The organism is uncultured Sneathiella sp., assembly GCF_963973085.1.
Classification (GTDB): Bacteria; Pseudomonadota; Alphaproteobacteria; order Sneathiellales; family Sneathiellaceae; genus Sneathiella.
Map to the genome: position 1 here is coordinate 1 of NZ_CAXAXA010000001.1, position 22,653 is coordinate 22,653.

The 22,653-nt window shown below is 57.0% G+C and carries 19 protein-coding genes; 3 read left to right on the forward strand and 16 right to left on the reverse strand.

Translation table 11 applies throughout. The annotated features are described in order from the left end of the window. Positions 1-181: 181 nt before the first annotated feature. The 6 genes from AACZ19_RS00005 to AACZ19_RS00030 form a co-directional block, all read right to left on the reverse strand. Positions 182-1,336, reverse strand: coding sequence for an acyl-CoA dehydrogenase family protein (locus AACZ19_RS00005; protein WP_339629972.1), 1,155 nt, complete (start codon positions 1,334-1,336; stop codon positions 182-184). Positions 1,337-1,349: 13 nt separating this feature from the next. Then, positions 1,350-2,018 (reverse strand): nitroreductase, encoded by a 669-nt coding sequence (locus tag AACZ19_RS00010; protein ID WP_339629974.1) that lies wholly within the window; start codon positions 2,016-2,018, stop codon positions 1,350-1,352. Between the two features lie 79 nt (positions 2,019-2,097). Further along, positions 2,098-2,772 carry a nitroreductase gene (locus AACZ19_RS00015; protein ID WP_339629976.1) on the reverse strand — a complete coding sequence of 225 codons (675 nt, stop codon included), beginning with the start codon at positions 2,770-2,772 and terminating at the stop codon, positions 2,098-2,100. 105 nt (positions 2,773-2,877) lie between these two features. Next, positions 2,878-3,735: a MaoC/PaaZ C-terminal domain-containing protein gene (locus tag AACZ19_RS00020; protein WP_339629978.1), complete on the reverse strand. Its 858-nt coding sequence runs from the start codon at positions 3,733-3,735 to the stop codon at positions 2,878-2,880. Between the two features lie 12 nt (positions 3,736-3,747). Next, complete coding sequence (locus AACZ19_RS00025) at positions 3,748-4,668, reverse strand: SDR family oxidoreductase (protein WP_339629980.1); 921 nt, start codon at positions 4,666-4,668, stop codon at positions 3,748-3,750. 153 nt (positions 4,669-4,821) lie between these two features. Beyond that, on the reverse strand, positions 4,822-6,132 hold the full coding sequence (locus tag AACZ19_RS00030) for a malonyl-CoA decarboxylase (protein WP_339629982.1): 1,311 nt from the start codon (positions 6,130-6,132) through the stop codon (positions 4,822-4,824). Positions 6,133-6,559: 427 nt separating this feature from the next. Here AACZ19_RS00030 and AACZ19_RS00035 point away from each other — a divergent pair, with 427 nt between their 5' ends. Then, complete coding sequence (locus AACZ19_RS00035) at positions 6,560-8,080, forward strand: malonyl-CoA synthase (RefSeq protein WP_339629984.1); 1,521 nt, start codon at positions 6,560-6,562, stop codon at positions 8,078-8,080. Between the two features lie 4 nt (positions 8,081-8,084). Here the strand turns inward: AACZ19_RS00035 and AACZ19_RS00040 are convergent, their stop codons facing one another. Both AACZ19_RS00040 and AACZ19_RS00045 read right to left on the reverse strand, forming a co-directional pair. Then, positions 8,085-8,720: a CGNR zinc finger domain-containing protein gene (locus AACZ19_RS00040; RefSeq protein WP_339629986.1), complete on the reverse strand. Its 636-nt coding sequence runs from the start codon at positions 8,718-8,720 to the stop codon at positions 8,085-8,087. 299 nt (positions 8,721-9,019) lie between these two features. Next, positions 9,020-10,027, reverse strand: coding sequence for a glutathione S-transferase family protein (locus AACZ19_RS00045; protein ID WP_339629988.1), 1,008 nt, complete (start codon positions 10,025-10,027; stop codon positions 9,020-9,022). A 99-nt stretch (positions 10,028-10,126) separates the two neighbouring features. Here AACZ19_RS00045 and AACZ19_RS00050 point away from each other — a divergent pair, with 99 nt between their 5' ends. Together AACZ19_RS00050 and AACZ19_RS00055 are read left to right on the forward strand one after the other, a co-directional pair. Continuing rightward, positions 10,127-11,212 carry a M14 family metallopeptidase gene (locus AACZ19_RS00050; protein WP_339629990.1) on the forward strand — a complete coding sequence of 362 codons (1,086 nt, stop codon included), beginning with the start codon at positions 10,127-10,129 and terminating at the stop codon, positions 11,210-11,212. After that, positions 11,209-11,676, forward strand: a complete 468-nt coding sequence (locus tag AACZ19_RS00055; RefSeq protein WP_339629992.1) for a GNAT family N-acetyltransferase — start codon at positions 11,209-11,211, stop codon at positions 11,674-11,676. Before AACZ19_RS00050 ends, AACZ19_RS00055 begins: the two co-directional genes overlap by 4 nt. Here AACZ19_RS00055 and AACZ19_RS00060 read toward each other — a convergent pair whose 3' ends face one another. The 8 genes from AACZ19_RS00060 to betA all read right to left on the reverse strand — a co-directional run bounded on the left by AACZ19_RS00060 (position 11,677) and on the right by betA (position 22,563). Next, a complete protein-coding gene (locus AACZ19_RS00060) occupies positions 11,677-13,404 on the reverse strand; it encodes an ABC transporter ATP-binding protein (RefSeq protein WP_339629994.1) in 1,728 nt (575 codons plus the stop codon). A gap of 9 nt (positions 13,405-13,413) precedes the next feature. Continuing rightward, positions 13,414-14,343, reverse strand: a complete 930-nt coding sequence (locus AACZ19_RS00065) for an ABC transporter permease (protein ID WP_339629996.1) — start codon at positions 14,341-14,343, stop codon at positions 13,414-13,416. A gap of 11 nt (positions 14,344-14,354) precedes the next feature. Then, a complete protein-coding gene (locus tag AACZ19_RS00070; RefSeq protein ID WP_339629998.1) occupies positions 14,355-15,326 on the reverse strand; it encodes an ABC transporter permease in 972 nt (323 codons plus the stop codon). A gap of 66 nt (positions 15,327-15,392) precedes the next feature. Continuing rightward, positions 15,393-16,988, reverse strand: a complete 1,596-nt coding sequence (locus AACZ19_RS00075) for an ABC transporter substrate-binding protein (protein ID WP_339630000.1) — start codon at positions 16,986-16,988, stop codon at positions 15,393-15,395. A 142-nt stretch (positions 16,989-17,130) separates the two neighbouring features. Then, the gene (gene argE / locus AACZ19_RS00080; RefSeq protein WP_339630003.1) at positions 17,131-18,291 is read right to left on the reverse strand and encodes an acetylornithine deacetylase; all 1,161 of its coding nucleotides are present in this window, start codon (positions 18,289-18,291) and stop codon (positions 17,131-17,133) included. 115 nt (positions 18,292-18,406) lie between these two features. Beyond that, positions 18,407-19,309, reverse strand: coding sequence for a DMT family transporter (locus AACZ19_RS00085; protein WP_339630005.1), 903 nt, complete (start codon positions 19,307-19,309; stop codon positions 18,407-18,409). Positions 19,310-19,397: 88 nt separating this feature from the next. Then, positions 19,398-20,864 carry a betaine-aldehyde dehydrogenase gene (gene betB / locus AACZ19_RS00090; protein ID WP_339630007.1) on the reverse strand — a complete coding sequence of 489 codons (1,467 nt, stop codon included), beginning with the start codon at positions 20,862-20,864 and terminating at the stop codon, positions 19,398-19,400. 31 nt (positions 20,865-20,895) lie between these two features. Next, the gene (gene betA, locus AACZ19_RS00095) at positions 20,896-22,563 is read right to left on the reverse strand and encodes a choline dehydrogenase (protein WP_339630009.1); all 1,668 of its coding nucleotides are present in this window, start codon (positions 22,561-22,563) and stop codon (positions 20,896-20,898) included. Positions 22,564-22,653: the final 90 nt, after the last annotated feature.

Consider the following 22,653-nt stretch of genomic DNA (forward strand, 5'->3'; position numbering starts at 1 on the left):
CGTGACGCGGGTTATAAGTCCACCAATCAACAACGTCAACACCTTAAATGATAGATTTTTTGACAATTTCTATATCTGGTGTTTTCCCGATCCGGCACCGCCAGTGAATGACGCAGGGTCAGCGGGGCTTTTCCGGAAAACTCGGTCGAATTTAATTTTTCATGTCGAAGCACAGAATCAGTCAGTAAGAGCGCGGCAAGTCCAGTTCATGCTCGGCGATGAAGGAGAGGATGAGGTTGGTCGAGATCGGGGCGATCTGATAGAGCCGGGTTTCGCGGAACTTGCGCTCGACGTCATATTCCTCGGCAAAGCCAAACCCGCCATGGGTCTGCAGGCAAGCCTCCCCCGCCGCCCAGGCGGCTTCTGAGGCCAGCATCTTGGACATATTCGCCTCCGCCCCGCAGGGTTCCCCCGCGTCATAGAGGCGGCAGGCCTCTGCCACCATCAGCTTCGCGGCCTTTGTGTCGGCATAGGCGCGGGCGATCGGAAACTGCACTCCCTGATTCTGTCCGATAGGCCGCCCGAAGACTTTCCTCTCCCGCGCATAGTTGGAGGCGGTCTTGATAAACCAGTCGGCATCGCCGAGGCATTCGGAGGCAATCAGGATCCGCTCCGCATTCATGCCGGTCAGGATATAGCGAAACCCCTTCCCCTCCTCCCCGATCAGGCTGGAGGCCGGAATGCGCATGTTATCGAAGAAGACTTCCGTCGTCGCATGGTTGATCATGGTGCGGATCGGACGGATGGTCATGCCGTTGCCCACCACCTCACGCATATCGACGATGAAGACGGAAAGGCCGTCGGCGCGCTTGGCGATCTTGTCCTTTGCCGTCGTCCGGGCCAGCAGGATCATCAAATCGGAATGCTCGGCGCGGCTGGTCCAGACTTTCTGGCCATTGACCACATACTCATCGCCGTCCTTGACCGCCATGGTCGAGATGCTGGTGGTATCGGTGCCCGCGGTGGGTTCGGTCACGCCGAAGGCCTGCAGGCGCAGCTCTCCGCTTGCGATACCGGGAAGATATTTTTGCCGCTGTTCCTCCGATCCGTGGCGGAGGAGCGTCCCCATGGTATACATCTGCGCATGACAGGCCGCGCCATTGCAGCCGTTTGCATGGATTTCCTCTAAAATCGCGGAGGCGACGCTCAAGGGAAGCCCCGCCCCGCCATATTCTTCCGGGATCAAGGAGGACAGCAGCCCCGCCTCGGTCAGGGCCCTCACGAATTCCGTCGGATACGCACGGTCGCGATCCTTCTCGCGCCAGTATTTGCCCGGGTAATCCGCGCAGAGCTGGCGAACGGTCTGGCGGATTTGCGTGGTTGTTTCGGAATCCATGATCTCTCTCGCTTCAGAACCCGTGCAGGGTAACAAAATTCTCCAGGGTTTCGCGCTCCGAAACCAGTTCGTTGATCACGGCATCCTCATCCTTGTAGCCAAGCGCCATGCCGCAGAAGAGAATCTCGTCATCACTGAGCGAAAGATGCTCCTTCAGGGTCTGCGGCCAGCGGGCCCAGGCTTCCTGCGGGCAGGTATCGAGGCCGTGTTCACGGGCCAGCAGCATGATATTTTCCATGAACATGCCGACATCCGCATACTGGCCGATCTCCATCTGGCGGTGCAGCACAAAGAACAGCCCGACCGGCGCATCGAAGAAACGATAGTTACGGGCGAGCTGTTTGAGCTTGCCGGGCGTGTCCGAACGCGGCACGCCGATCAGGTCATAAAGCTGCTGCCCGACGATGCGGCGGCGGGTCCGGTAGGGCTCGATCAGATCCGGTGGATAGACATTATACTCCGGCTCCTCGGTGACGCCGGCTTTCATCTTCTCCTCAACATCGCGGACGAGGGACTTCAGCGCCTCGCCGGTGATCGCATGAACGGTCCAGGGTTGCAGATTGCCGCCCGATGGTGCGCGTTTGGCGATTTCCAGCAACTCGCGGAGGGTCTCCAGCGGAACCGGTGTGTCCAGAAACTGCCGCACGGTCATGCGTGTCTTGATGGCGTCGGAAACTTTCACGATTAACTCCTGTCCTCAATATTAGGCCTGATCCTGTCCGGTAATGAAGCAGAGCAAGCCTCAGTCTCGTTGTCAAATCCTAATCGAAACCGATGTAACGGGTGACATTGGCGACATCCTCACGCTCGCTGACGAGCGTATTCTCGATCGCCGAGGTATCTTCATAGCCCATGGCCATGCCGGAGACGAGCACCTGATCATCCGGAATACCGAGATGACGGAAGATCGGCTCCTGGAAAGTGATCCAGGCGGCCTGGGGACAGGTATGCAGCCCCTCCCCGCGCGCCGCCAGCATGACGGTCTGCATATAGAGGCCGGCATCGAACCAGCTGCCCCGCATCAGATAGGAATCAACGGTGAAGAACAGGCCGACCGGCGCATCGAAAAAGGTGAAATTGCGCTTGGACTGCTTCGCCGTCCGTTCCCGGTCGCCTTTTTCAATGCCGAGCAGGCCATACAGGCTCCAGCCGACACCGCGGCGTCGGTCGCGATGGATATCCTTCCACTGGGCCGGATAATATTCATATTCCTCATATTTACGGGCGGCATTCTGATCCACCAGCTTCAGCACATCGCGGGAGATGGCATCCTTGACCTCACCGGTGCAGACATAGGTATGCCAGGGCTGGGTGTTGGTGCCGCTCGGGGCGCGTTGGGAAATTTCGAGGATTTTTTCGATCTTTTCGCGCGGGACTTCCTGGTCCGTGAAAGCCCGGATTGAGCGGCGGGAGCGGATTGCTTCTTCAACATCCATTATTGCTTTTCCTTTGTTGATACAGTCGGTTTGCGCCCCGGCTGAAACAGGAAACGGCAGAATTCAGATTAAATCCTGCCGTTTCTTTATTGCGAAGCGACCGCCTCAGCCTATTTCGGCATAGCCGTTATTGAGGACGACGAGGTCCCGCTCCTTCACCTTGCAGCGGAAAGAAGTGACGTTTCCGTCATGCCACATCTCGGTAACAATCGTCTCCCCCGGATAGACCGGAGAGGTGAAGCGCAGATTGAACGACTTGAGCTTTGCCGGGTCATAGCCGCAGGCCTGTTTCAGGATCGCATGACCGGCGACACCGAGCGTGCTAAGTCCGTGCAGAATCGGCGCCTTGAACCCGGCCGCAGTTGCGACGCGCGGGTCCGCATGCAGCGGATTGAAGTCCCCGCTCAGGCGATAGATAAGCGCCGCTTGAGCGAGAGTTGCAAGCTCCACCACGCTGTCGGCATCGCGCTCCGGCAGGGTATGCGGTTTTGGTGCCTCAATCTTCGGGCCGCCAAATCCGCCATCTCCCCGGCAAAAGGTTGTCGAGGTCAGGGTCGCCAGATGATCGCCGCTCGATTTGTCATGAATCTCGCGGGTCGAATACATCAGGGCGCCTTTGCCCTCGCCCTTGTCGATGATCTCGGTGATCTTTGTCGTACCGATCACCGTGCCTTCGGCGGGGAGCGTCTTGTGGATTTGTATTCCCTGCTCCCCATGCAGGACTTTCACCCAGTCCACGCCGAATTCCGGCTGCTTCAGGAAGAAGCCCGGATAGGCGAGCACAACGGACATAGTCGGCAGGGCCAGCAAATCCTCTTCATAGGTGAAGCGGAGCTGGTCCATATCGAGGGGGTCCATGGAGACCCCGACGCCAAGCGCATAGAGAATGCTGTCCTTGAAGGTATAGGTTTGCTCGATCTCGTCGAACTTCCAGTTGGTCAGCTTGTCATAATCAATTGCCATAGCAACGGCTCCTTATACCGGGTCCCAACAGAAAACGTCACCGGAACGTTCCAGCGGCACAAGGGAGGATTTCACGGCCGGGCCGAAGCGCGAGGCCACCGTCTCCGGGGTCCAGCCTTCAGACGCCTGAAGATTGCGGATCGGGCGCGGCTGGCTCATCAGGCAGATTTCATTGTTGCGGACAACAAAGATCTGACCGGTGATATCCGATGCCTGATCGGAAAGAAGATAAACCGCGAGCGGGGCGATTTTCTCTGGCGTCATCTGCTGGATTTTCGCAACGCGCTCGCGCTCTGCATCCGTGCCTTGCGGAATGGTGCCGATCAGGCGGGACCATGCAAAGGGGGAGATACAGTTGGAGCGCACATTAAAGCGTGACATATCGAGCGCGATGGAACGCGACAGCCCGACGATGCCGAGTTTCGCGGCGGCGTAGTTGGCCTGCCCGAAGTTGCCGATCAGACCCGACGTCGAGGTCATATGCACGAAAGAGCCGCTCTGCTGTTCGCGGAAATACGGCGCGGCGGCGCGGCTGACGTTGAAGCTGCCTTTGAGATGGACGGCAATCACCGCGTCGAACTCTTCCTCGCTCATCTTATGGAAGATCACATCGCGCAGGATACCGGCGTTATTGACGATACAGTCGATGCTGCCGAATTCCTTGCGGGCATCCTCGACCATCTTGCCGGCATCATCGGACTTGGCGACATTGCCGAAGTTGGCAATGGCTTCGCCGCCCGCGTCGGTGATGGTTTTGACGACCTCAAGCGCCGGAACCTGATCCGCGCCTTCGCCCTGTTCGGTCCCGCCGAGGTCATTGACGACGACCTTGGCGCCCTGGGAAGCGCACATGATGGCAATCCCCCGGCCGACACCGCGACCGGCACCGGTAACAACAACGACTTTATCTTTAAGCATATTCTGGTCTGACATTTGCGTCCCTTTTTCTTATTTTTATGGGCCCTGTCCCTGATGGAAGGCAGGGTTATGCGGCCAGATTATAGGGAATGCCCCCGTCCCGTCGATAAAAATTTGTAACCGGATGGTGGAAAATTCAGGAATCGACGGGACATGGGCCCTCCTGCCCTATTTCGCGAGCGACTGCAGGGCGGAGGAAGCAACGACTTTGCGCTCATTCGCGTAGGCCTCGTGATTCTTCTCGATATCCTTGAGGTTGTAGTAATAGTTTACCAGCAACCCGGCCGACTGCTTCATACCATTCTCTGAGTCATCGCCGAGCCAGTTGAGCTGTTCCAGCCGCGCCCCATTGCCTAGATGGAATCGTGTCACCGGATCGAGCGGACGCTCCCCGCTCTTCTCGTTGATCAGGTAATGGGCGCAAAGATGCTCAAGCGGCCCCTTGACCTTCTCCACAGTTTTGGGGTCCTTCTGCCAGTCCTTTTTGCTGATCAGGTCGCGCACTTCCCGCACCTCTTTGAAATGCATCCCCGCCACGGCATTGGAAATACCGTTCAGCCATTTCATGAAGCCCGGGATCGGAGAGAGAGTGGCGAAATGCCGGAGGTTAGGCAGCTCGGCCGAGAGTTCCGCCACCACCTGCTTGATCAGGAAGTTGCCGAAACTGATTCCCTTGAGGCCGTCCTGACAGTTGCTGATGGAATAGAAAATCGCCGTGTCGGCCTTGGTCGGATCGCCGCGCTCCGTCTCGCGCGCGAGCAGCGGCGGAATAGCGGAGGCAAGGCCTTTCACAAGCGCCACCTCGACGAAGATCAGCGGCTCATCGGGGAGCGCCGGATGGAAGAAGGCAAAGCAGCGCCGGTCTTTATCGAGACGGCGGCGGAGATCGTCCCATCCGTCGATCTCATGCACGGCCTCATATTCGATCAGTTTTTCCAGCACCACGGCGGGCGTGCGCCAGTCGATCCGCTCCAGCGAGAGAAATCCGCGATTGAACCAGGAACTCAAGAGATGCTGCAAATCGCTGTCGACGGCTTTCAGTTCCGGATGGGCGCGCAGCTGGCCGACGAGGAAACGCCGCATGGCGACAATGGCGGAGGTGCCGCCGGGCGCAAAATTCAGGCGCCGCATCAACTCCTGGCGCGGGGCCTCGATCGCATTGGTCAGCGCCTTGTAATTCTTCGCGTCCGGCTGCTTGTGATAGGCGGCGACGGCCTTCTCAATCTCTTTTTGGTCCGGCGCCATCTCGTCATTCAGGAACTGGAAGAAATCGAGCCTTTCCTTGTCCGAGAGGACGGACCAGGCGGCGACGGCATCGCGGGCGAGCGCCATGCCCGACGCCTCCCCCTTCTGTGTCAGCAGGTCGCGGCACAGCCCCTTGATACTGTTGTTTCGTTTCTTGTCGCCCCTGAGATCGAGCAGTTCCCGCCCGGTGTCAGCGATGGAGTTAAACAGTTGAGTGACAAAAGTCGGCGCCATATTGCTAATCTATCCCATTATCTTTTCCGGCAACCCCACGATGGTTTCCGGTCCGAAGTACAACGAAATTATCCCGGCTCTCCTGCAACGCAGAATGAGCGACATGTTCCCTTTTTACTGACGGGAGCGATCCGGTGCAATTCCATTTCCAATATACAGGTTCAAACCCGTCGGCGGTGTGATCGGTCTCACGTCATATGTATGATGCGGACCGTTCTCTACCAACGGAAAATCATCCCGTCTTTAAATTAGTAAGTGCCAATCTTGGCGCTGTCATGACAATGACGGCAAAAGACATAAAAAAAAATCGGTTCGCGCACCGTCAAAGCGCCGGGAAAATAATCTTGTCTTTAACAATAAGGCCCTGTTGCTTTATAGATATGGCACACCACTGACAACAGGCCCCGGCCCATAAAAAGAACGAAGAATGATGACTGACAATAATCTCTATACCCTGTTTGAAAGCCGGTTTCCTGCCGACCTGACCGAAACCGCGTTTGAGGGGCCGGAGGTGTCGACATTCACCTTTTGCGACCTTCAGGAAAAATCCGCGCAAATGGCGAATCTGCTCACCTCTCTCGGCGCGGTAACGGGAGACCGGGTCGCGGTGCAGACAGGCAAGTCGGTCGAGGCGGTCATCCTCTATCTCGCCTGCCTGCGCGCCGGCCTCGTCTATCTGCCTCTCAACACGGCGTATAAGGCGGCGGAGATCGAGTATTTTCTGGGTGATGCCACACCAGCCGTCGTTATCTGCGATCCAGCCTCGCTGGGTGCAATCAGCGCAATTGCGAATACATGCGGAGTGCAGGAGATGCTGACGCTTGATGAAAACGGAACGGGCAGCCTGACCAACCGCGCCGCCGAACAGGCTACGAAATTTGAAACCGTGGCCCGCGCCGCCGACGACCTCGCCGCCATTCTCTATACCTCCGGCACCACCGGGCGGTCCAAGGGTGCGATGCTGACCCATGACAATCTCGCCTCCAACGCCCGGACGCTCCATAAACACTGGGGTTTTACCGAGGGGGATGTGCTGCTGCATGCCCTGCCGATTTTCCATGTCCATGGGCTGTTCGTTGCGCTGCATTGCGCGCTCCTCAATGCCAGCAAGTTGATCTTTCTCAAAAAATTTGATCCGGCGGTGATTATTGCGAACCTGCCGAGCTCGACCGTCTTCATGGGGGTGCCAACATTCTATGTCCGCCTGCTCGCCGAGGACGGGTTCACAAAGGAAATTTGCCAGAATATGCGCCTCTTTACGGCGGGTTCGGCGCCGTTGCTTGAGGAAACGTTCAACGCCTTCGAGGAGCGCACCGGCCATGTCATTCTGGAGCGCTACGGCATGACGGAAGCAGGCATGATCACCTCAAATCCCTATGACGGGGAACGCAAAGCCGGTACCGTCGGCTTCCCGCTCGATAACGCGGTGCGGATTGCCGATGAGGACGGCAATATTCTTCCGGACGGGGAAATCGGCATTCTCGAGATCAAGGGGCCGAATGTTTTCAAGGGATACTGGCAGATGCCGGAGAAAACCGCGGCGGAATTCCGACCCGACGGCTATTTCATCACCGGCGACATGACCCGCAAGGGCGAGGATGGCTATTACCGCATCGTCGGCCGCTCAAAAGACCTGATCATCTCCGGCGGCTATAATGTTTATCCGAAGGAGATCGAGAGCTTTATTGACGAGATGCCGGGAGTCGCGGAAAGCGCCGTTGTCGGCCGCCCGCATCCGGATTTTGGCGAGGCGGTCATCGCCTTCGTCGTGCCGGATGGCAGCGTACCGGGCCTGAAAGATGAGGATGTGATCGCCTTCATCAAGGAGAAGCTGGCGAACTTCAAGGTGCCAAAACAGGTTTTCATCGTTGATGACCTGCCGCGCAACACCATGGGGAAAGTGCAGAAAAACCAGCTGCGCGACCGGGCGGTCGCCGATCAGGAATAACGGTTCAGGCTTCCTGACGTTTCAAGTAGGCGTTTACCTTGGCGCGATTGCCGCAGGTTGACATGGAGCACCAGCGGCGCCGGCCATTGCGCGACTGGTTGACGAAATACAGGTCGCAGTCGTCATTGGCGCAGGGGCGGGTTTTCTCCACATGATCGGATGTGAGAAACTCCGCAATATCGCGGACAATCGGGAAGATCAGTTTTTCCGGGCCGTTCTCGTCAATGATGGTTTTCAGCTCCATCCCCTCTTCCGCCGGCTCGATCTTGTGATAGCTCTTATAGCTGGCGAGACGATCATTGATATGGCTAAAAAACTCCGGGTTGACGGGCCATCCTTGCGAAATGTCCGTCAAGACAGCGCGAAAGCCGGTGCGCAATTCAAGAAGGCTGTCCACGACTTTCTGACAGCGGCCCGGATTCTGGAAGAGGAACATATGCAGATCGGACGCTTCGTCTTCATGCAGCAGGTGATGAGATTTCATGAAAGTCAGCAAATCCTCGAAATTGCCGATGCCTTCCTTCTCGCGGCCGATGCGTTTGAAACTATTGGCAAAATCGACTGCCAGACGTCCACCCAGCGTATAAAAGCCTTCTGTGTTTACAACCCCTGATTTTACAAGAGCATCTATCCTCGCCACAAGATATTCCTCGTCTTTTCTCAAAACTCTGTCACAAAACCATAATATACCAATATATTTTATTATACTAGTTTGTTTATGGCTAACAGTTATGCTTTTAAACAGGTCTTTTAATAAAGTGAATTAAAAAATTTATATATTTCTTTATTTTTATTCATCTTTTATGGGTTTTGAAAAAAATATTTTCCATAAATTTAAATTATAACTTCACCCTGTTCTTCGAAAAAGCTGTTTTTTCCACTGGTAAATTACCCTAATAGGAAATTTCGGCAGAAATATGATTGCCGGTCGGGAAGATTTCAGTCTTTGGATACCAAAGGTTGCAAACAGTCGCAATCACGCAATATCCGCTCAAGGGGCTGGCGGTCCTTCACCTTTTCCAATTGCGCCCTGAGAACCTGCAATGATTTCGCGGCATATTTGACTGTTTGCTGACTGAACTCCTGCCCCGTCAGGGATAGCGAAAAGTCGTCCTTTCGTTTATAGACGGCGGCTTCGTTGGCGAGTGTCCATGGTAGGTAGAGGGCGCCAATCTCGGTCTTCAGGATCGGTTCAAGAGTGGGCGCAAGGCTACTCCAGTCCTCCCAATCACCATGGATTTCCGGCTCCAGCATCTGGTCGATCCAGTTGGTGATCTCCGGATAATTCTGGCGAATGATCTTTTCCGAGGTCGGTTGTTGCAGGCAGCAATATATCTGCCCGAACAGCCCGAAATCGGCTAGCGCGGGCCGTCCGCCAAAAAGATAGTTCCGTCCCCTCAAATGCGCATTCAGCAGCGTCAGCAGGTTATCGAGTGACGCTTCAATTACGGGTTTGGTCGCCTCGTTCGACCCGACAAAGCGCAGGCGCGGCACCATGCGTTTGCGCACCGTCGCGGCCAGCTCCTCGATCGCCTCCCGGTCACCGTTCGGCATGTTTGCGCGGGCAAGGGCAACGCTCACCGCCTCCTGATCCTCGGTGCGCCACCAGCGATAATGAAACATCGGCTTGTTGACCCATTCGTCGGCGTAATCCTCAATCAGTAAGGAGAGGAAAGATAAGGTTTCCGATGGTGGTTGCAGCGCGGGGTCCGGGAATTTCTCCTCGAATGCCTCGATAATCGGGGTCGAATCCTGCTGCACTGTTCCGTCAGGTGACAACACCAGCGGGATCAGCGGCAGTTTGGCAAGTTTCTGGAACTCCGCCTGATTATCGCGGTTGCGCGGGCGCCATTCATGGGGAATATTTTTATATCGAAAATAGGAGCGCACCTTGACTGAGAAGGGCGAATATTCCGATCCAAAAATAACATGCTGCTGGTCCGACATATGGCGTCTCCATTTTCCTTAGCTGCCCCTCAAAAAATGTCGCAGCTTTGCCTATCTCTGTTATAAACGCACAAAGGATATAAAGGAAAGCATACAGACATGGATATACCCGGATTTTTTTCTGCCACCTATGCGGAGGCCCGCACCAAATTTTTGGAGGCCTGTATGGACCGCGGCCTTACGGTTGAAAACCATTTGAATGACCGGGCCAGTGGCGCGGATGGTGAGGATCTTTACATGGATGTCGCACGGATCGGACCGGAGGGAGCATCGAAAGTGCTCTTTATCTCCTCCGCGACCCATGGCGGTGAGGGCTTTTGCGGCTCCGGCGTTCAGGTGGGGATGCTGAAAAACGGCATGTTCAAGGACCTGCCCGCAGATACCGCCGTCGTCCTGATCCATGCGATCAACCCTTATGGGTTTTCCCATATCCGCCGGGTGAATGAGGATAATATCGATCTTAACCGCAACTTCCTCGATTTCTCGAAAGGATTGCCAGAGAACCCGGAATATGCGGAAGTCCATGAGAGCCTTGTTCCCGATGACTGGGACGGTCCGGCCCGCGCCAAGGCTGACGCGGCGATCCAGGACTATATTGAGGAAAAATCCATTGGCACCTATCAGGCGGCCGTCACCGGCGGGCAACACACCCATGCGGATGGGCTGTTCTTTGGCGGATTCGAACCCTCATGGACCAACAAGACGCTACGGTCAGTGGTCAAGAAACATGCGGGCGAATCCAGGCATCTCGCCCTGCTCGACTTTCATACCGGTCTCGGCCCCTACGGTCATGGGGAGCTGATCTATGTCGGCAATCCCGAAGGGCTGCCGCGCGCCATCAGCTGGTATGGCGAGGATGTCACCTCGCCGGAGGCCGGCACGTCCTCTTCCGCCGTGGTTCGGGGTACGATCGACGCCGGGGTTACGGAAAGCGCCCCGAACGCCAGCCATACCTGCGTCGCCATTGAATATGGCACAATTCCGGTTCTGGAAGTATTGAACGCGCTCCGGGCCGATAACTGGCTCTATTTAAAAGGCGACCTGGAATCGGAACAGGGCAAGGCGATCAAGAAGCAGATCCGCGATGCCTTCTATTGCGATGCGAATGACTGGAAGGAAATGATCTGGGAGCGCGGCACCTCCGTCGTCAAGATGGCCCTGAAAGGCCTCGACAAGGCCAAATGACAACGGCGTTGGTGATCAGCCCCGATAATGTCCGCGATGAGGATGTGGTCGGGCTTCTCGCGGCGCATCTGACCCTGATGCGGTCCCTCTCTCCGCCGGAAAGCACCCATGCGCTTGATCTGGAGGGATTGCGGGCCAAAAATATCACCTTCTGGCGGGCGGAACAGGATGGGGACCTGGTCGGCTGCGCCGCGCTCAAGGAACTGGACAGCGTGACCGGCGAGATCAAATCCATGCATACGGCGGCGGCGCATCGCGGCAAGGGCATTGCCGCGGCGTTGCTTGAACATTTGCTGGAGACAGCGCAGGCGCGTGGGTATCGCGAATTATATCTGGAAACCGGCTCGCAGCCGGGGTTTCAACCAGCCCGCGCCCTCTATGCGCGCTACGGCTTTACCGAATGCCGCCCGTTCGCGGATTATCGGGAGGATCCGAACAGTTGCTTCATGACTTTGAGGCTCTGATCAGGTTTTTTCGACTTCCAACCCTTCAAGAGACAGCGTGTCGAGGCGCGGCATCAGGTCAAGTAGCTGTTTTGTATAGGCGGCCTGCGGGTTCTCGAACAGGTCCTCTGTCGCGGCAACCTCCACCAGCTTGCCCGTCTTCATCACACCGACGCGGTCACACATCTGTCGAATCACCGGCAGGTCATGGCTGATAAACAGCATGGTCAAGCCGAGTTCCTCCTGCAAATCCTTCAGCAGGTTGAGGATCTGCGCCTGGATCGACACGTCGAGCGCCGAGGTGGGCTCATCGCAGATCAGGAAGCGCGGCCGCGTCGCGAGCGCCCGGGCAATCGAGATACGCTGACGCTGCCCGCCTGAAAATTCGTGAGGGAAGCGCACGGCGGCCTGAGCCCCGAGACCGACATGATCGAGAAGGTCGGTGACAATCTGCTCAACCTCCCGGTTGGAGCTGGCCAGCTTGTGGAAACGGATCGGTTCGGCGATGATGTCCATCACCCGCATCCGGCCGTTGAGGGAGGAGAACGGATCCTGGAAGATCATCTGCATCTGGCGGCGGTAATAGTCGCGCTCTTTCTCGGTTTTTATTTTCGTCAGATCGGTGCCGAGGAAATTGATCTCTCCGGCTGCAGGTCGGTAGAGACTGCAGATCATCCGGGCAACAGTCGATTTCCCGCTGCCGCTCTCGCCGACGAGGCCGAAAACTTCGCCTTCGTTTATGTCGAAGGAGACATCATCCACCGCGTTAAATGTCACCCGGTTATGCTTCAGGAGCGCAGGCTTGGTGACGAAGGTCATGACCAGGTTTTTCAGGCTGAGGAATGGCCCCTCAACTGCCGTATAGTCGCGGGACTTGCCAAGCCAGTGGGTCGAGAGATCGAGCAGTTTTTTCCGCTCGCCCTCCGCCTCGATGTAATTGACCATGGGAAAGCGTTTTAACCGGACATCCGGGCGTGGCACGGCGCTGATCAAGCTTTGGGTATAGGGGTGATCGGGATTACCAAGGATTTTTGCCGTCGTCCCCTCTTCCACCAGTTTGCCGCGATACATAACGGCGACCCGGTCGGTAATATCGGCTATCACGCCCATATCATGGGTAATGATCAGCATGCCGACCTGCTTGTCCTTGCAGAGACGACGCATGAGTTCAAGGATCTGTGCCTGGATCGAGACGTCGAGGGCGGTCGTCGGCTCGTCGGCGATGATCACTTCCGGCTCCGCACAGAGCGCGAGCGCGATGACAACCCTTTGGCGCATGCCGCCCGAAAACTGGTGCGGATAGTTCTTGATACGGTTTTCCGCATCCGGAATGCCGACCTGACGGAGCAAATCAATGGCGCGGGCGCGGGATTTTTTCTCGCCGAGTTTCAAATGCAGGTCAATCGTCTCGACAAGCTGCTGTTCAATCGTTTGCAGCGGATCGAGGGAGGTAAGAGGATCCTGAAAGATCATACCGATCCGGCGACCGCGGATTTTGCGCTTGGCCTCAGCACTAAGGGTATCGATCCCCTGTTCTTTCAGGAAAACATGCCCGCCGGTCATTTCCCCCGGCGGTTCCAGCAGTCCGATGACGGCATTGCCGATGGTGGATTTTCCCGCGCCGCTCTCCCCGACCACACCCAGAACCTCACCCGGCTGCACCGTCAGGGTCACGTCATCAACGGCCACCACGGTGCCGTGACGGCTCGGGAATTCGATGCGCAGATTATTGATATTCAGTAAGTCCATAACCAATCCCTAGCGCAGTTTCGGGTTAAGGGCGTCGCGCATCCAGTCGCCCAGCAGGTTGACCGCCAGCACCAGCACAACAAGGGTGATGCCCGGGAAAATGGTGATCCACCAGTCACCGGAGAAGAGATACTCGTTGCCGATCCGGATCAGCGTGCCGAGCGACGGCGTCGTTGGCGGCACACCCACACCAAGGAAGGAGAGCGTTGCCTCGGTGATGATGGCAATGGCGAGATGGATGGTCGCGATGACCATCACCGGCCCCATGACATTGGGCAGGATATGCCGACGCAGGATGGTGAAAGGACGAATGCCGATGACGCGGGCGGCCTGCACATATTCCTTGTTCTTCTCGACCAGGGTGGAGCCGCGCACCGTCCGCGCATACTGTACCCAGCCGGAAATGCCGATGGCAAAGATCAGGACATAAATCGATATTTGTGAATGCATGTCTGACGGGATCAGGCCGCGCGCCACACCGTCTACCAGCAGGGCGATGAGGATAGCGGGAAAGGAAAGCTGGATATCGGCGATGCGCATGATAATCGCATCTGTCCGCCCACCAACGTAACCGCTGACGAGGCCGAGCGCGATTCCGACGACCATCGAGAAAATGACCGAGGAGAAACCGACGAGCAATGAAATGCGGGCGCCGTAAAGGATAGTCGAGAGAACTCCCCGCCCCTGATCATCGGTGCCGAGCAGGAAGTTCATGTCCCCGCCCGCGCTCCAGGCCGGGGGCAGGTTGCCATCCATGATACTGATGGTGGCTAGATCGAACGGATCATGCGGGGCAATCCAGGGCGCAAATACCGCCGCGAAAATCAACCCGAGGGTGACAAGCGCCGAAAACATGGCGGTCGGATTATGGGTGAAGCTATACCAGATATCGCTGCCGAAAATCCGCTGCAACCTAGTTCTTTCAATTGATTGTTCCATAACCAGCCCCCTCACGCATCGTCCACGCGCAAGCGCGGATCAACAGCGTAATATAGGATATCAACGATCATATTGATGATGACAAAGAAAAAGGCGATCAGCACCAGATAGGCGGCCATGATGGGAATATCCACATCGGCAATCGCCTGAATGAACAGAAGGCCCATGCCCGGCCATTGAAACACGCTTTCGGTGATGATGGCGAAGGCGATCAGGGAACCGAGCTGCAGCCCGGTAATGGTGATCACCGGCACCAGCGTATTTTTCAGCGCATGCTTGAAATGCACGGCGCGATCGGGCAGGCCGCGGGCACGGGCGAACTTGATGAAATCCGTGCGCAGCACCTCCAGCATCTCGGCGCGCACCAGCCGCATGATCAGCGTCATCTGGAACAGCGCGAGGGTGATGGCCGGCAGGATCAGGGATTTGAGGCCCGAGGCCGTCAGGAACCCGGTGGTCCACCAGCCGATGGCGACCACGTCACCGCGCCCGAAAGTCGGCAGCCATCGCAGGATTACCCCGAACAGCAGGATCAGCAATATACCGATCAGGAAGGTCGGCAGCGACACCCCGACAAGGGACAGCGTCATGATTCCTCGCGACAGAAAGCCCTTTTTCTTCAGGGCCGTGTAAACCCCGGCGGGAATGCCTATCACAAGCGCGAGGATGGCGGAGACGAACGAGAGTTCCAGCGTTGCCGACATCCGCTCCAGTATCAGCTGGCTGACCGGCTGGCGATATTTGTAGGAATAGCCGAAATCCCCCTGCGCCGCATTCGCCGCAAACCGGCCGAACTGGACAATGAAGGGATCGTTGAGGCCCAACCGCTCCGTCAGGGCTTCCCGGTCGGCCTGGCTCGTGTCCTGCCCAACCATATTATTGATGGGATCGCCGACAAAACGGAACATGGAGAAAGCGATCAGGGCAACGGTCAGCATGACGACGACCGACTGCACGAGACGCTTAAGAATAAAAGAGATCATATTGTATCACAAAAGGCGCATAAGAAGGCGGGGCCGCATTTTTGCAAAGGCGGCCCCGTCCAGCAATTATTCCTTGACCGTCACGTAGCGGTAGTCAAGGCCGTTGTCCGCACGCTGGTTGACCGTGACGCCATCGCTGACACCCCAGGCAATCGGCTGCTGATGGATCGGCATATAACCGACTTCATCTTTCACGATCTTGAAGGCTTCCTCGATCATGGCGGTGCGTTTCGCCTGATCCGTCTCGCTGCCGATGGCGGCGGTCAGTTCATCAACCTTCGGGTTGCAATAGTTGCCAAGGTTGAACATGCCGCGCTTGTTCGCTTCGTCCTGACAGACGATCAGGGAGGAGAGAACATTTTCCACGTCCATGGAACCCGGTGTCCAGCCCAGCAGGTAGAAGCTGGTGTCATAACCGCTGGTGGAGAGAACCTTGCCGAAATATTTCGACTTCGGCTGCGCCAGAAGATCGACCTTCACGCCGACTTTTGCGAGCATGGAGGTAACTGCCTGACAGATTTTCTCGTCATTGACATAGCGGTTGTTCGGGCAGTCGAGCGTAACCTCGAACCCGTCCGGATACCCGGCTTCTGCAAGCAGGGCCTTCGATTTTTCCGGATCATACGCATATGGCGTATTCAGGGATTCGACAAAGCCGTTGATCTGCGGCGCTGCCAGTAGGCCAGTCGGTGTCGCGGCACCGCGCATGATCTTTTCCTTGATAGCCTCAAGGTCGACGGCATGCACGAAGGCAGCGCGGACACGCTGATCCTTGAACGGGTTCTTGCCCTTGATGTTGGAATAGAGCAGTTCATCCCGGCCCTGGTCGAAGCCGATGAAGATTGTCCGGGCTTCCGGACCGGTCAGGGCCGAAACCCCGTCGGCATCGTCAAGACGCTCCCAGTCCTGCACCGGAACCGGATACACCATGTCAAGCTCGCCCGAGATCAGGGCGGCAACCCGGGTCGGGGCTTCCTTGATCGGGGTGAATTCAACTTCAGTGACGTTCCCCTCAATGTCTTTCCAGTAGTCCTCGTTCTTCTTGAAGACGGTTTTCACGTCCGCCTTATGGCTTTCAATCATGAACGGGCCGGTACCATTGGCATTAAGGTTGGCGTAGTTGCCGGTATTATCCCCGGCGGCACTGGTTGCATTTGTTGCGCCGTTCTCTTCCGACCAACCCTTGTCCATGATCAGCAGATAAGGCAGGTCCTGAACGAGAATGGGGTTCGGGGCCGGTGTCTCAACGACGATGGTATAGTCATCGACCTTGGTGATATTCTTGATCTGGCCGCCGCGGACCTTCTGGTCTGATCCTTCAGAGAGCGTACGCTGCCAGGAGAAAATCACGTCATCGGCGTTGAAGTCCTGACCGCCATGGAATTTCACACCCTCACGGAGCTTGAATTCCCAGGTTGTCGGTGTCAGAAGTTTCCAGGATTCAGCCAGACCCGGCATGATTTCAAGGTCCGGTCCATAGAGAACGAGGCCTTCATAGACATTGCCGAGCGTGGCAAGCAGGAAGGATTCATTCAGTGAATGCGGATCAAGAGAGCTAAGATCTCCCTGAAATGCATATTTAAAGGTTTTAGCCTGTGCCGGAGCCGCCAACGCAATGGCGGCTGCCGCGACGGCGGCTAATAGTCCTGTCCTTAGTTTCATGATAACTCCCTTTATTTGTTACCTAGATGTTTATTACAACCCGTAGCGGGCAAAATAGCCGTGTATTTATTGGTTTTATTCACGGATGCTGAGTTCGAGATTAACGAATAGTGCAATCTCTGTCCATTGCATTCGATGGGCGTCATTTTCGCAGCATTTCTATAAGTCCGGAGATGAATTTCCCCGCGGCATCCACCTGTGCAATATCGATATATTCATTGGGCTGATGGGCGACCCCGATGGAACCGGGGCCACAGATAACGGTCGAGAAGCCGGCCTGCTGGAACTGCCCGGCCTCGGCGGCGTAGGAAACGGCACCGGTGGTGTTTTTCCCGGTAATCGCCCGGCAAATCCTTTCCGCCTCGCCATCATCCTCCGGTCCAAGCGCGGGCACGTTGGCGAAAATCTCTGTGACAATGCTGGCTTCCGGGGCGACGGCACGCAATCTCGGCAGAACTTCTGTCTCGCAATAATTGTTGAAACGTTCCACGAAACTCAGCGGATCATCTTCAGGAATATGGCGGATATCCCATGCAAATTCACATTTGCGGGCGATGATATTGGGCGCCGTCCCGCCATGGACAACACCGCATGTCAGTGTCGTATAGGCCGGGCTGAACCGGCTTTCGGCGGCGGCCCGCGCCTTGTTTTCGGCCATCATGCCGGAGAGGAAGCTGATCAGCTCCGCCCCGACCATGACGGCGCTCACGCCATCCTCGACCAGGCTGGAATGCGCCTCCCGTCCGGTAACCACTGTCTTCAGGGTCACAATCCCCTTATGGGCGGAGACGATATCCATCATCGTCGGTTCGCCGACGATAATAGCGCGGGGTTTCGGCAGGTTGGCGGCGATTTCATCGATCATCGACGGGGCGCCAAGACAGCCAATTTCCTCATCATAGGAAAGGGCGAAATGGATCGGGACGGAAAGCCCCTTCTCGATCATCTCCGGCACCTTGGAGAGCGCAATGGCCGAAAAGCTCTTCATATCTGACGTGCCGCGCCCATATAGCCGACCGTCTTTCTCGACAACCGTGAAGGGGTCCGTCTCCCATGGTTGCCCTTCCACCGGCACAACATCCGTATGGCCGGAGAGAACGACGCCGCCCTCCGTCATCGGGCCGACGGTGGCATAGAGGTTCGCCTTGGTTCTGTCGTCATTGAAGACCCGGACAGCCTCAACGCCATGACCGGCGAGATAGTCGGCAACGAAATCGATCAGGGCGAGGTTGGAATTGCTGGAAACCGTATCAAAACCGATTAGTTTGTCGATCATTTCTCGGCTGGTATAATGCGTCCCCAACGATTACCTCGCAATTGTTTGATATCCACTCATTTTCAAACCATAGCGCAGGGAATTTCAAAACAAAAGGCCGGAAATGGGTTCAGTGTAAAAAAATTGTCATAATTTGGGCGTTTCAGTCGAGAAGAAGGAGGAGAATCCCGAAAACGATCAGCAGGATTCCCGCCGCCTCGATCTTGTTAGTCTTTTCCTTGAAAAAGAAATAGGAGGCAATAAAGGTGAAGACGAGCTCGACCTGGCCAAGCGCGCGGACATAAGCAGCGTTCTGCAGTGTCATGGCGGTGAACCAGCCGACCGAGCCCAGCATCCCGGTCAGCCCGACCCAGACGGCGACGCGCCAGTTGACCAGCACCTTCGTGATCTGGCCGGGCTCGCGGATCGACAGGTAGACGCTCATGACAATGGTCTGGAAGAACAGCACGCAGACGAGGGTAAAGGCCGCCTGCACCATTGCCCCTTCTCCGCCGAGGGACAGCGCCGCGCCGCGATAGGCGACGGCGGAGACGCCGAACAGCGCGCCCGAAAGCAGGCCGAAACCCGCCGCCTTGCTGGTCCAGCCCGAGAGGAAATCGCGCATGGTGAAAGCACTTGACGACATCGAGATCAACAGAATGCCGACAAAACTGACGATGATGGCAAAGGTCGCCCCCATACCGACATGCTCGCCAAGAATGACGATCCCGAAAATCGCCGCCTGCACGGTTTCGGTCTTTGAATAGGTTGTGCCGACGGCAAAATTCTTCAGGCTGAACAGCGCCACCAGCATGGCCGTTGCGAGAATCTGGGCAAGCCCGCCAACTGCGGCGAAGATCGCGAATTCCACATTCGGCGCCGGGACGTCGAGATCGGTAAATTCGGCTATACCGAGAATATAGAGCAGCGCGAACGGCGCCCCATAGAGAAAACGCACATAGGTCGCGCCGCCAGTGCTCAAACGGCTTTTCAGCGACTTCTGCAGTGCCGTGCGGACATTCTGAAAGAAGGCCGCAAAGATGGTGATCGGGATCCAGGCTTCCATTCGGGAATTACTCGACTAGCGGACGGGGCTTCCTTTTTTACCCGGAAGGCCCGGCCTGTCAATTAGCCTTGAGCGAATGGCAGCTATGCTAGTATCCGCAGTCGACGTCACCAAGCTCCACATAGACCGATTTCAGCTGCGTAAAATGATCAAGCGCGACGGCCGCATTCTCCCGCCCGATCCCCGATTGCTTGTATCCGCCAAAGGGAACGCCGACCGGTGTCAGGTTGTAGTTGTTGATCCAGCAGGTTCCGGCGCGGAGCTTCGCCACGACCCGGTGGGCGCGGGAGAGATTCTGGGTGAAGACCCCGGCGGCCAGCCCGAATTCCGTATCGTTGGCGCGATTGATGACTTCCTCCTCGTCGCGGAAGGACATCACCGACATGACGGGACCGAAAATCTCCTCCCGGCAGATGCGCATGTCGTCCTGACAGGCCGTGAAAATGGCGGGCGAAATGAAGTTGCCCTTCTCGCATCCCTTGACGGTGACCTTCTCGCCGCCACTCACCAGATAGGCCCCCTCCTCGATCCCGAGACGGACATATTCCATGACCTTCTCGAAATGATCCGCATTGATCAAGGCGCCAACATGGGTCTCCGGGTCCATCGGATCGCCAATCACCATCGCTTCCGTCCTGCTTTTCAGGATCGCGACAAAGGCGTCGTGAATATCCTCATGCACATAGACGCGGGTGCCGTTGGAGCAGATTTCGCCCTGGGTGTAAAAATTGGCGTTCATCGCCGCCGAGACCGCGTTATGGATCTGGCTGTCATCAAAGATAATCAATGGCGACTTGCCGCCAAGTTCCATGGTGACATGCTTGACCGAGCCCGCGGCATCGGCCATTACCTTGCGGCCCGTCGGCACGGAGCCGGTGAAGGAGATCTTGTCAATCTCCGGATGGGAGGCAATATAATGGCCGGTCTCCGCACTCCCCTGAAGGACGTTGAACACCCCTTTCGGCAATCCGGCCTCGGTCAGGATTTCCGCGAGTTTCACCGCATTCGTTGGCGTCAGTTCCGAGGGTTTGAAGATCATCGAGTTCCCGGCCGCAAGCGCCGGAGCCGTCTTCCAGCAGGCAATCTGCAGCGGATAGTTCCACGCGCCGATCCCGGCACAGATACCGAGCGGTTCCCGGCGGGTATAGGCAAACGCCGTCTCGCCGAGATCATGATGGCCGCCCTTGATATCGGCAGCCAATCCGCCGAAGAATTCGAAGGCATCCGCACCACTGTCGATATCCGCCTCCGGCGCCTCTGCAATCGGCTTGCCGGTATCCTGTACTTCAATTTCCGCTAGCTCCATCCGCCGTTCCCGAAGGATGTCGGCGGTCTTCCTGAGAACGCGGCCCCGCTCCGTTCCGGTCATGGCAGACCATTCGCGAAATCCCTTGCGGGCGGCAACCACTGCCTTTTCCACGTCCCGCCGTCCGGCCTGCTCTACCTCGAAAAGCTTCGCACCCGTGGCCGGGTTGAAATTGGTGAAGCTTTTCCCGGACATGGCCTTGGCGGCCTTGCCCTCGATATAAAGCGATAATTTTTTTGGTCTGCTCATTCTTATTCCTCAAACTGGGCGAGTTTCTTTTTTACCGCTGGCTCGTCTGCCAATTCTCCGCCCGATACACAGGGGCGCTGCTTTTGGGAAGCGGCGCGACGCCCTTGATTAAATCCGCAATTTTCTCCGCCATCATGATCGTCGGCGCATTCAGGTTTCCGCTGACGATATTCGGCATGATGGAACTGTCGACCACGCGGAGGTTTTCTACCCCGTGCACCCGTCCGGTGCCATCCACCACCGCCATAGCATCCGAGCCCATCTTGCAGGTGCAGCTCGGGTGGTAGGCCGTTTCCACGGTCTCACGCACGAAGGCATCAATCTCTGCATCCGTTCTAACGTCTGATCCCGGCGCCAGTTCCACCCCGCGATAGAGATCGAAGCCGCTTTGGGCGAAAATCTCCCGTGTCAGTTTCACACCATCGCGTAGCTCCCGCCGGTCCTGCTCGGTTTCGCAATAGTTGGGTTGCAGGATCGGTGCCTCCTCGATATCGCCGCTTCGAAGCGCCATATAACCCCGGCTGGTCGAGCGCATCGGCCCGACATGTGCCTGATAGCCGTGACGATCCGTTGGATTGCCGCCGTCATAGCGCACCGCCATGGGCAGGAAGTGATATTGCAGGTTCGGATGCTCGATGCCCGGCTCGCTCCGGACGAAGCCGCCTGCCTCGAAATGATTGCTGGCGCCGAGGCCCTTCTTGAACAGCATCCAGTCGAGCCCGACTTTCAGCTTTGCAAGCGGCGACATCACTTTGTAAAGGGTGATCGGCTGCGTGCATTCCTGCTGTACATAAAGCTCCAGATGATCCTGAAGATTCTGCCCGACGCCCGGCAGGTCCGCCACAACCGGAAGATCAAACTTTTTCAGGCTGTCCGCCGGACCAATACCGGAGATCATCAGCAAATGCGGGGAATTGATCGCCCCGGCCGCCGAGATCACCTCCCGCGTTGCGAGGGCGGTCTGTTTTTCTCCTTTGAGAACATAATCGACGCCGGTGGCGCGGGTGCCCTCAAAGACGATACGCCGCGTCTTGGCGCCTGTGCGAATAGTGAGATTGTCACGCCCGCGCGCCGGATCGAGATAGGCAAACGACGTGCTCCATCTGAGGCCCCGGTGGACAGTCATGTCCATCCGGGCGACACCTTCCTGCTGAAAGCCGTTCATGTCATCGGAAAAGGGATAGCCTGCCTGCTGTCCCGCTTCCATCCAGGCGTGATAGAGTGGATTGTCGCATGGTCCAACAGAAACATGAAGCGGGCCGTCGCCGCCACGATAGTCATCGGCTCCACGATCGTATGTTTCCGCCTTTTTGAAATAGGGCAGGCAATCGGCATAGGACCAGTTTTCAAGCCCCGGCTGCGCCGCCCAGCCGTCATAGTCGAGCGCATGGCCGCGCACATAGCACATGCCGTTGATAGCAGAGGACCCGCCAAGGGCCTTGCCCCGCGGCCAGTATATCTTCCGGTTGTTGAGATGCTCCTGCGGTTCGGTGTAATATTGCCAGGCAAGGCTGGCCGAATGCATGGGATAGCTCAAGGCCGAGGGCATATGCACGCGCCAGTCCCACCATGGCGTCCGTTCTCCGGCTTCGAGCAGCAGGACAGACACCTCCGGCATCTCGCTCAGGCGGTTCGCCAGCACGGCCCCCGCCGATCCCGCGCCGATAATCACATAGTCATAGGCCTGTTTCGCCGTCATCCGTCTGTTCGGGTCCAGTCAGTGAATTAAAGCAGGAGTATACAGCCTCTCCCTCGGCCTCCTGTTTAGAGGGCGACACCGACTAAAACA

Excerpts from the sequence above, each read along its gene's own strand:
- AACZ19_RS00030 (WP_339629982.1), bottom strand. The coding sequence starts at position 6,132 with ATGGCGCCGACTTTTGTCACTCAACTGTTTAACTCCATCGCTGACACC.
- AACZ19_RS00035 (WP_339629984.1), top strand. The coding sequence starts at position 6,560 with ATGATGACTGACAATAATCTCTATACCCTGTTTGAAAGCCGGTTTCCT.
- AACZ19_RS00005 (WP_339629972.1), bottom strand. The coding sequence starts at position 1,336 with ATGGATTCCGAAACAACCACGCAAATCCGCCAGACCGTTCGCCAGCTC.
- AACZ19_RS00020 (WP_339629978.1), bottom strand. The coding sequence starts at position 3,735 with ATGGCAATTGATTATGACAAGCTGACCAACTGGAAGTTCGACGAGATC.
- AACZ19_RS00050 (WP_339629990.1), top strand. The coding sequence starts at position 10,127 with ATGGATATACCCGGATTTTTTTCTGCCACCTATGCGGAGGCCCGCACC.
- AACZ19_RS00055 (WP_339629992.1), top strand. The coding sequence starts at position 11,209 with ATGACAACGGCGTTGGTGATCAGCCCCGATAATGTCCGCGATGAGGAT.
- AACZ19_RS00075 (WP_339630000.1), bottom strand. The coding sequence starts at position 16,988 with ATGAAACTAAGGACAGGACTATTAGCCGCCGTCGCGGCAGCCGCCATT.
- AACZ19_RS00025 (WP_339629980.1), bottom strand. The coding sequence starts at position 4,668 with ATGTCAGACCAGAATATGCTTAAAGATAAAGTCGTTGTTGTTACCGGT.
- AACZ19_RS00045 (WP_339629988.1), bottom strand. The coding sequence starts at position 10,027 with ATGTCGGACCAGCAGCATGTTATTTTTGGATCGGAATATTCGCCCTTC.
- AACZ19_RS00070 (WP_339629998.1), bottom strand. The coding sequence starts at position 15,326 with ATGATCTCTTTTATTCTTAAGCGTCTCGTGCAGTCGGTCGTCGTCATG.
- AACZ19_RS00085 (WP_339630005.1), bottom strand. The coding sequence starts at position 19,309 with ATGGAAGCCTGGATCCCGATCACCATCTTTGCGGCCTTCTTTCAGAAT.
- betB (WP_339630007.1), bottom strand. The coding sequence starts at position 20,864 with ATGAGCAGACCAAAAAAATTATCGCTTTATATCGAGGGCAAGGCCGCC.
- AACZ19_RS00060 (WP_339629994.1), bottom strand. The coding sequence starts at position 13,404 with ATGGACTTACTGAATATCAATAATCTGCGCATCGAATTCCCGAGCCGT.
- betA (WP_339630009.1), bottom strand. The coding sequence starts at position 22,563 with ATGACGGCGAAACAGGCCTATGACTATGTGATTATCGGCGCGGGATCG.
- AACZ19_RS00065 (WP_339629996.1), bottom strand. The coding sequence starts at position 14,343 with ATGGAACAATCAATTGAAAGAACTAGGTTGCAGCGGATTTTCGGCAGC.
- AACZ19_RS00015 (WP_339629976.1), bottom strand. The coding sequence starts at position 2,772 with ATGGATGTTGAAGAAGCAATCCGCTCCCGCCGCTCAATCCGGGCTTTC.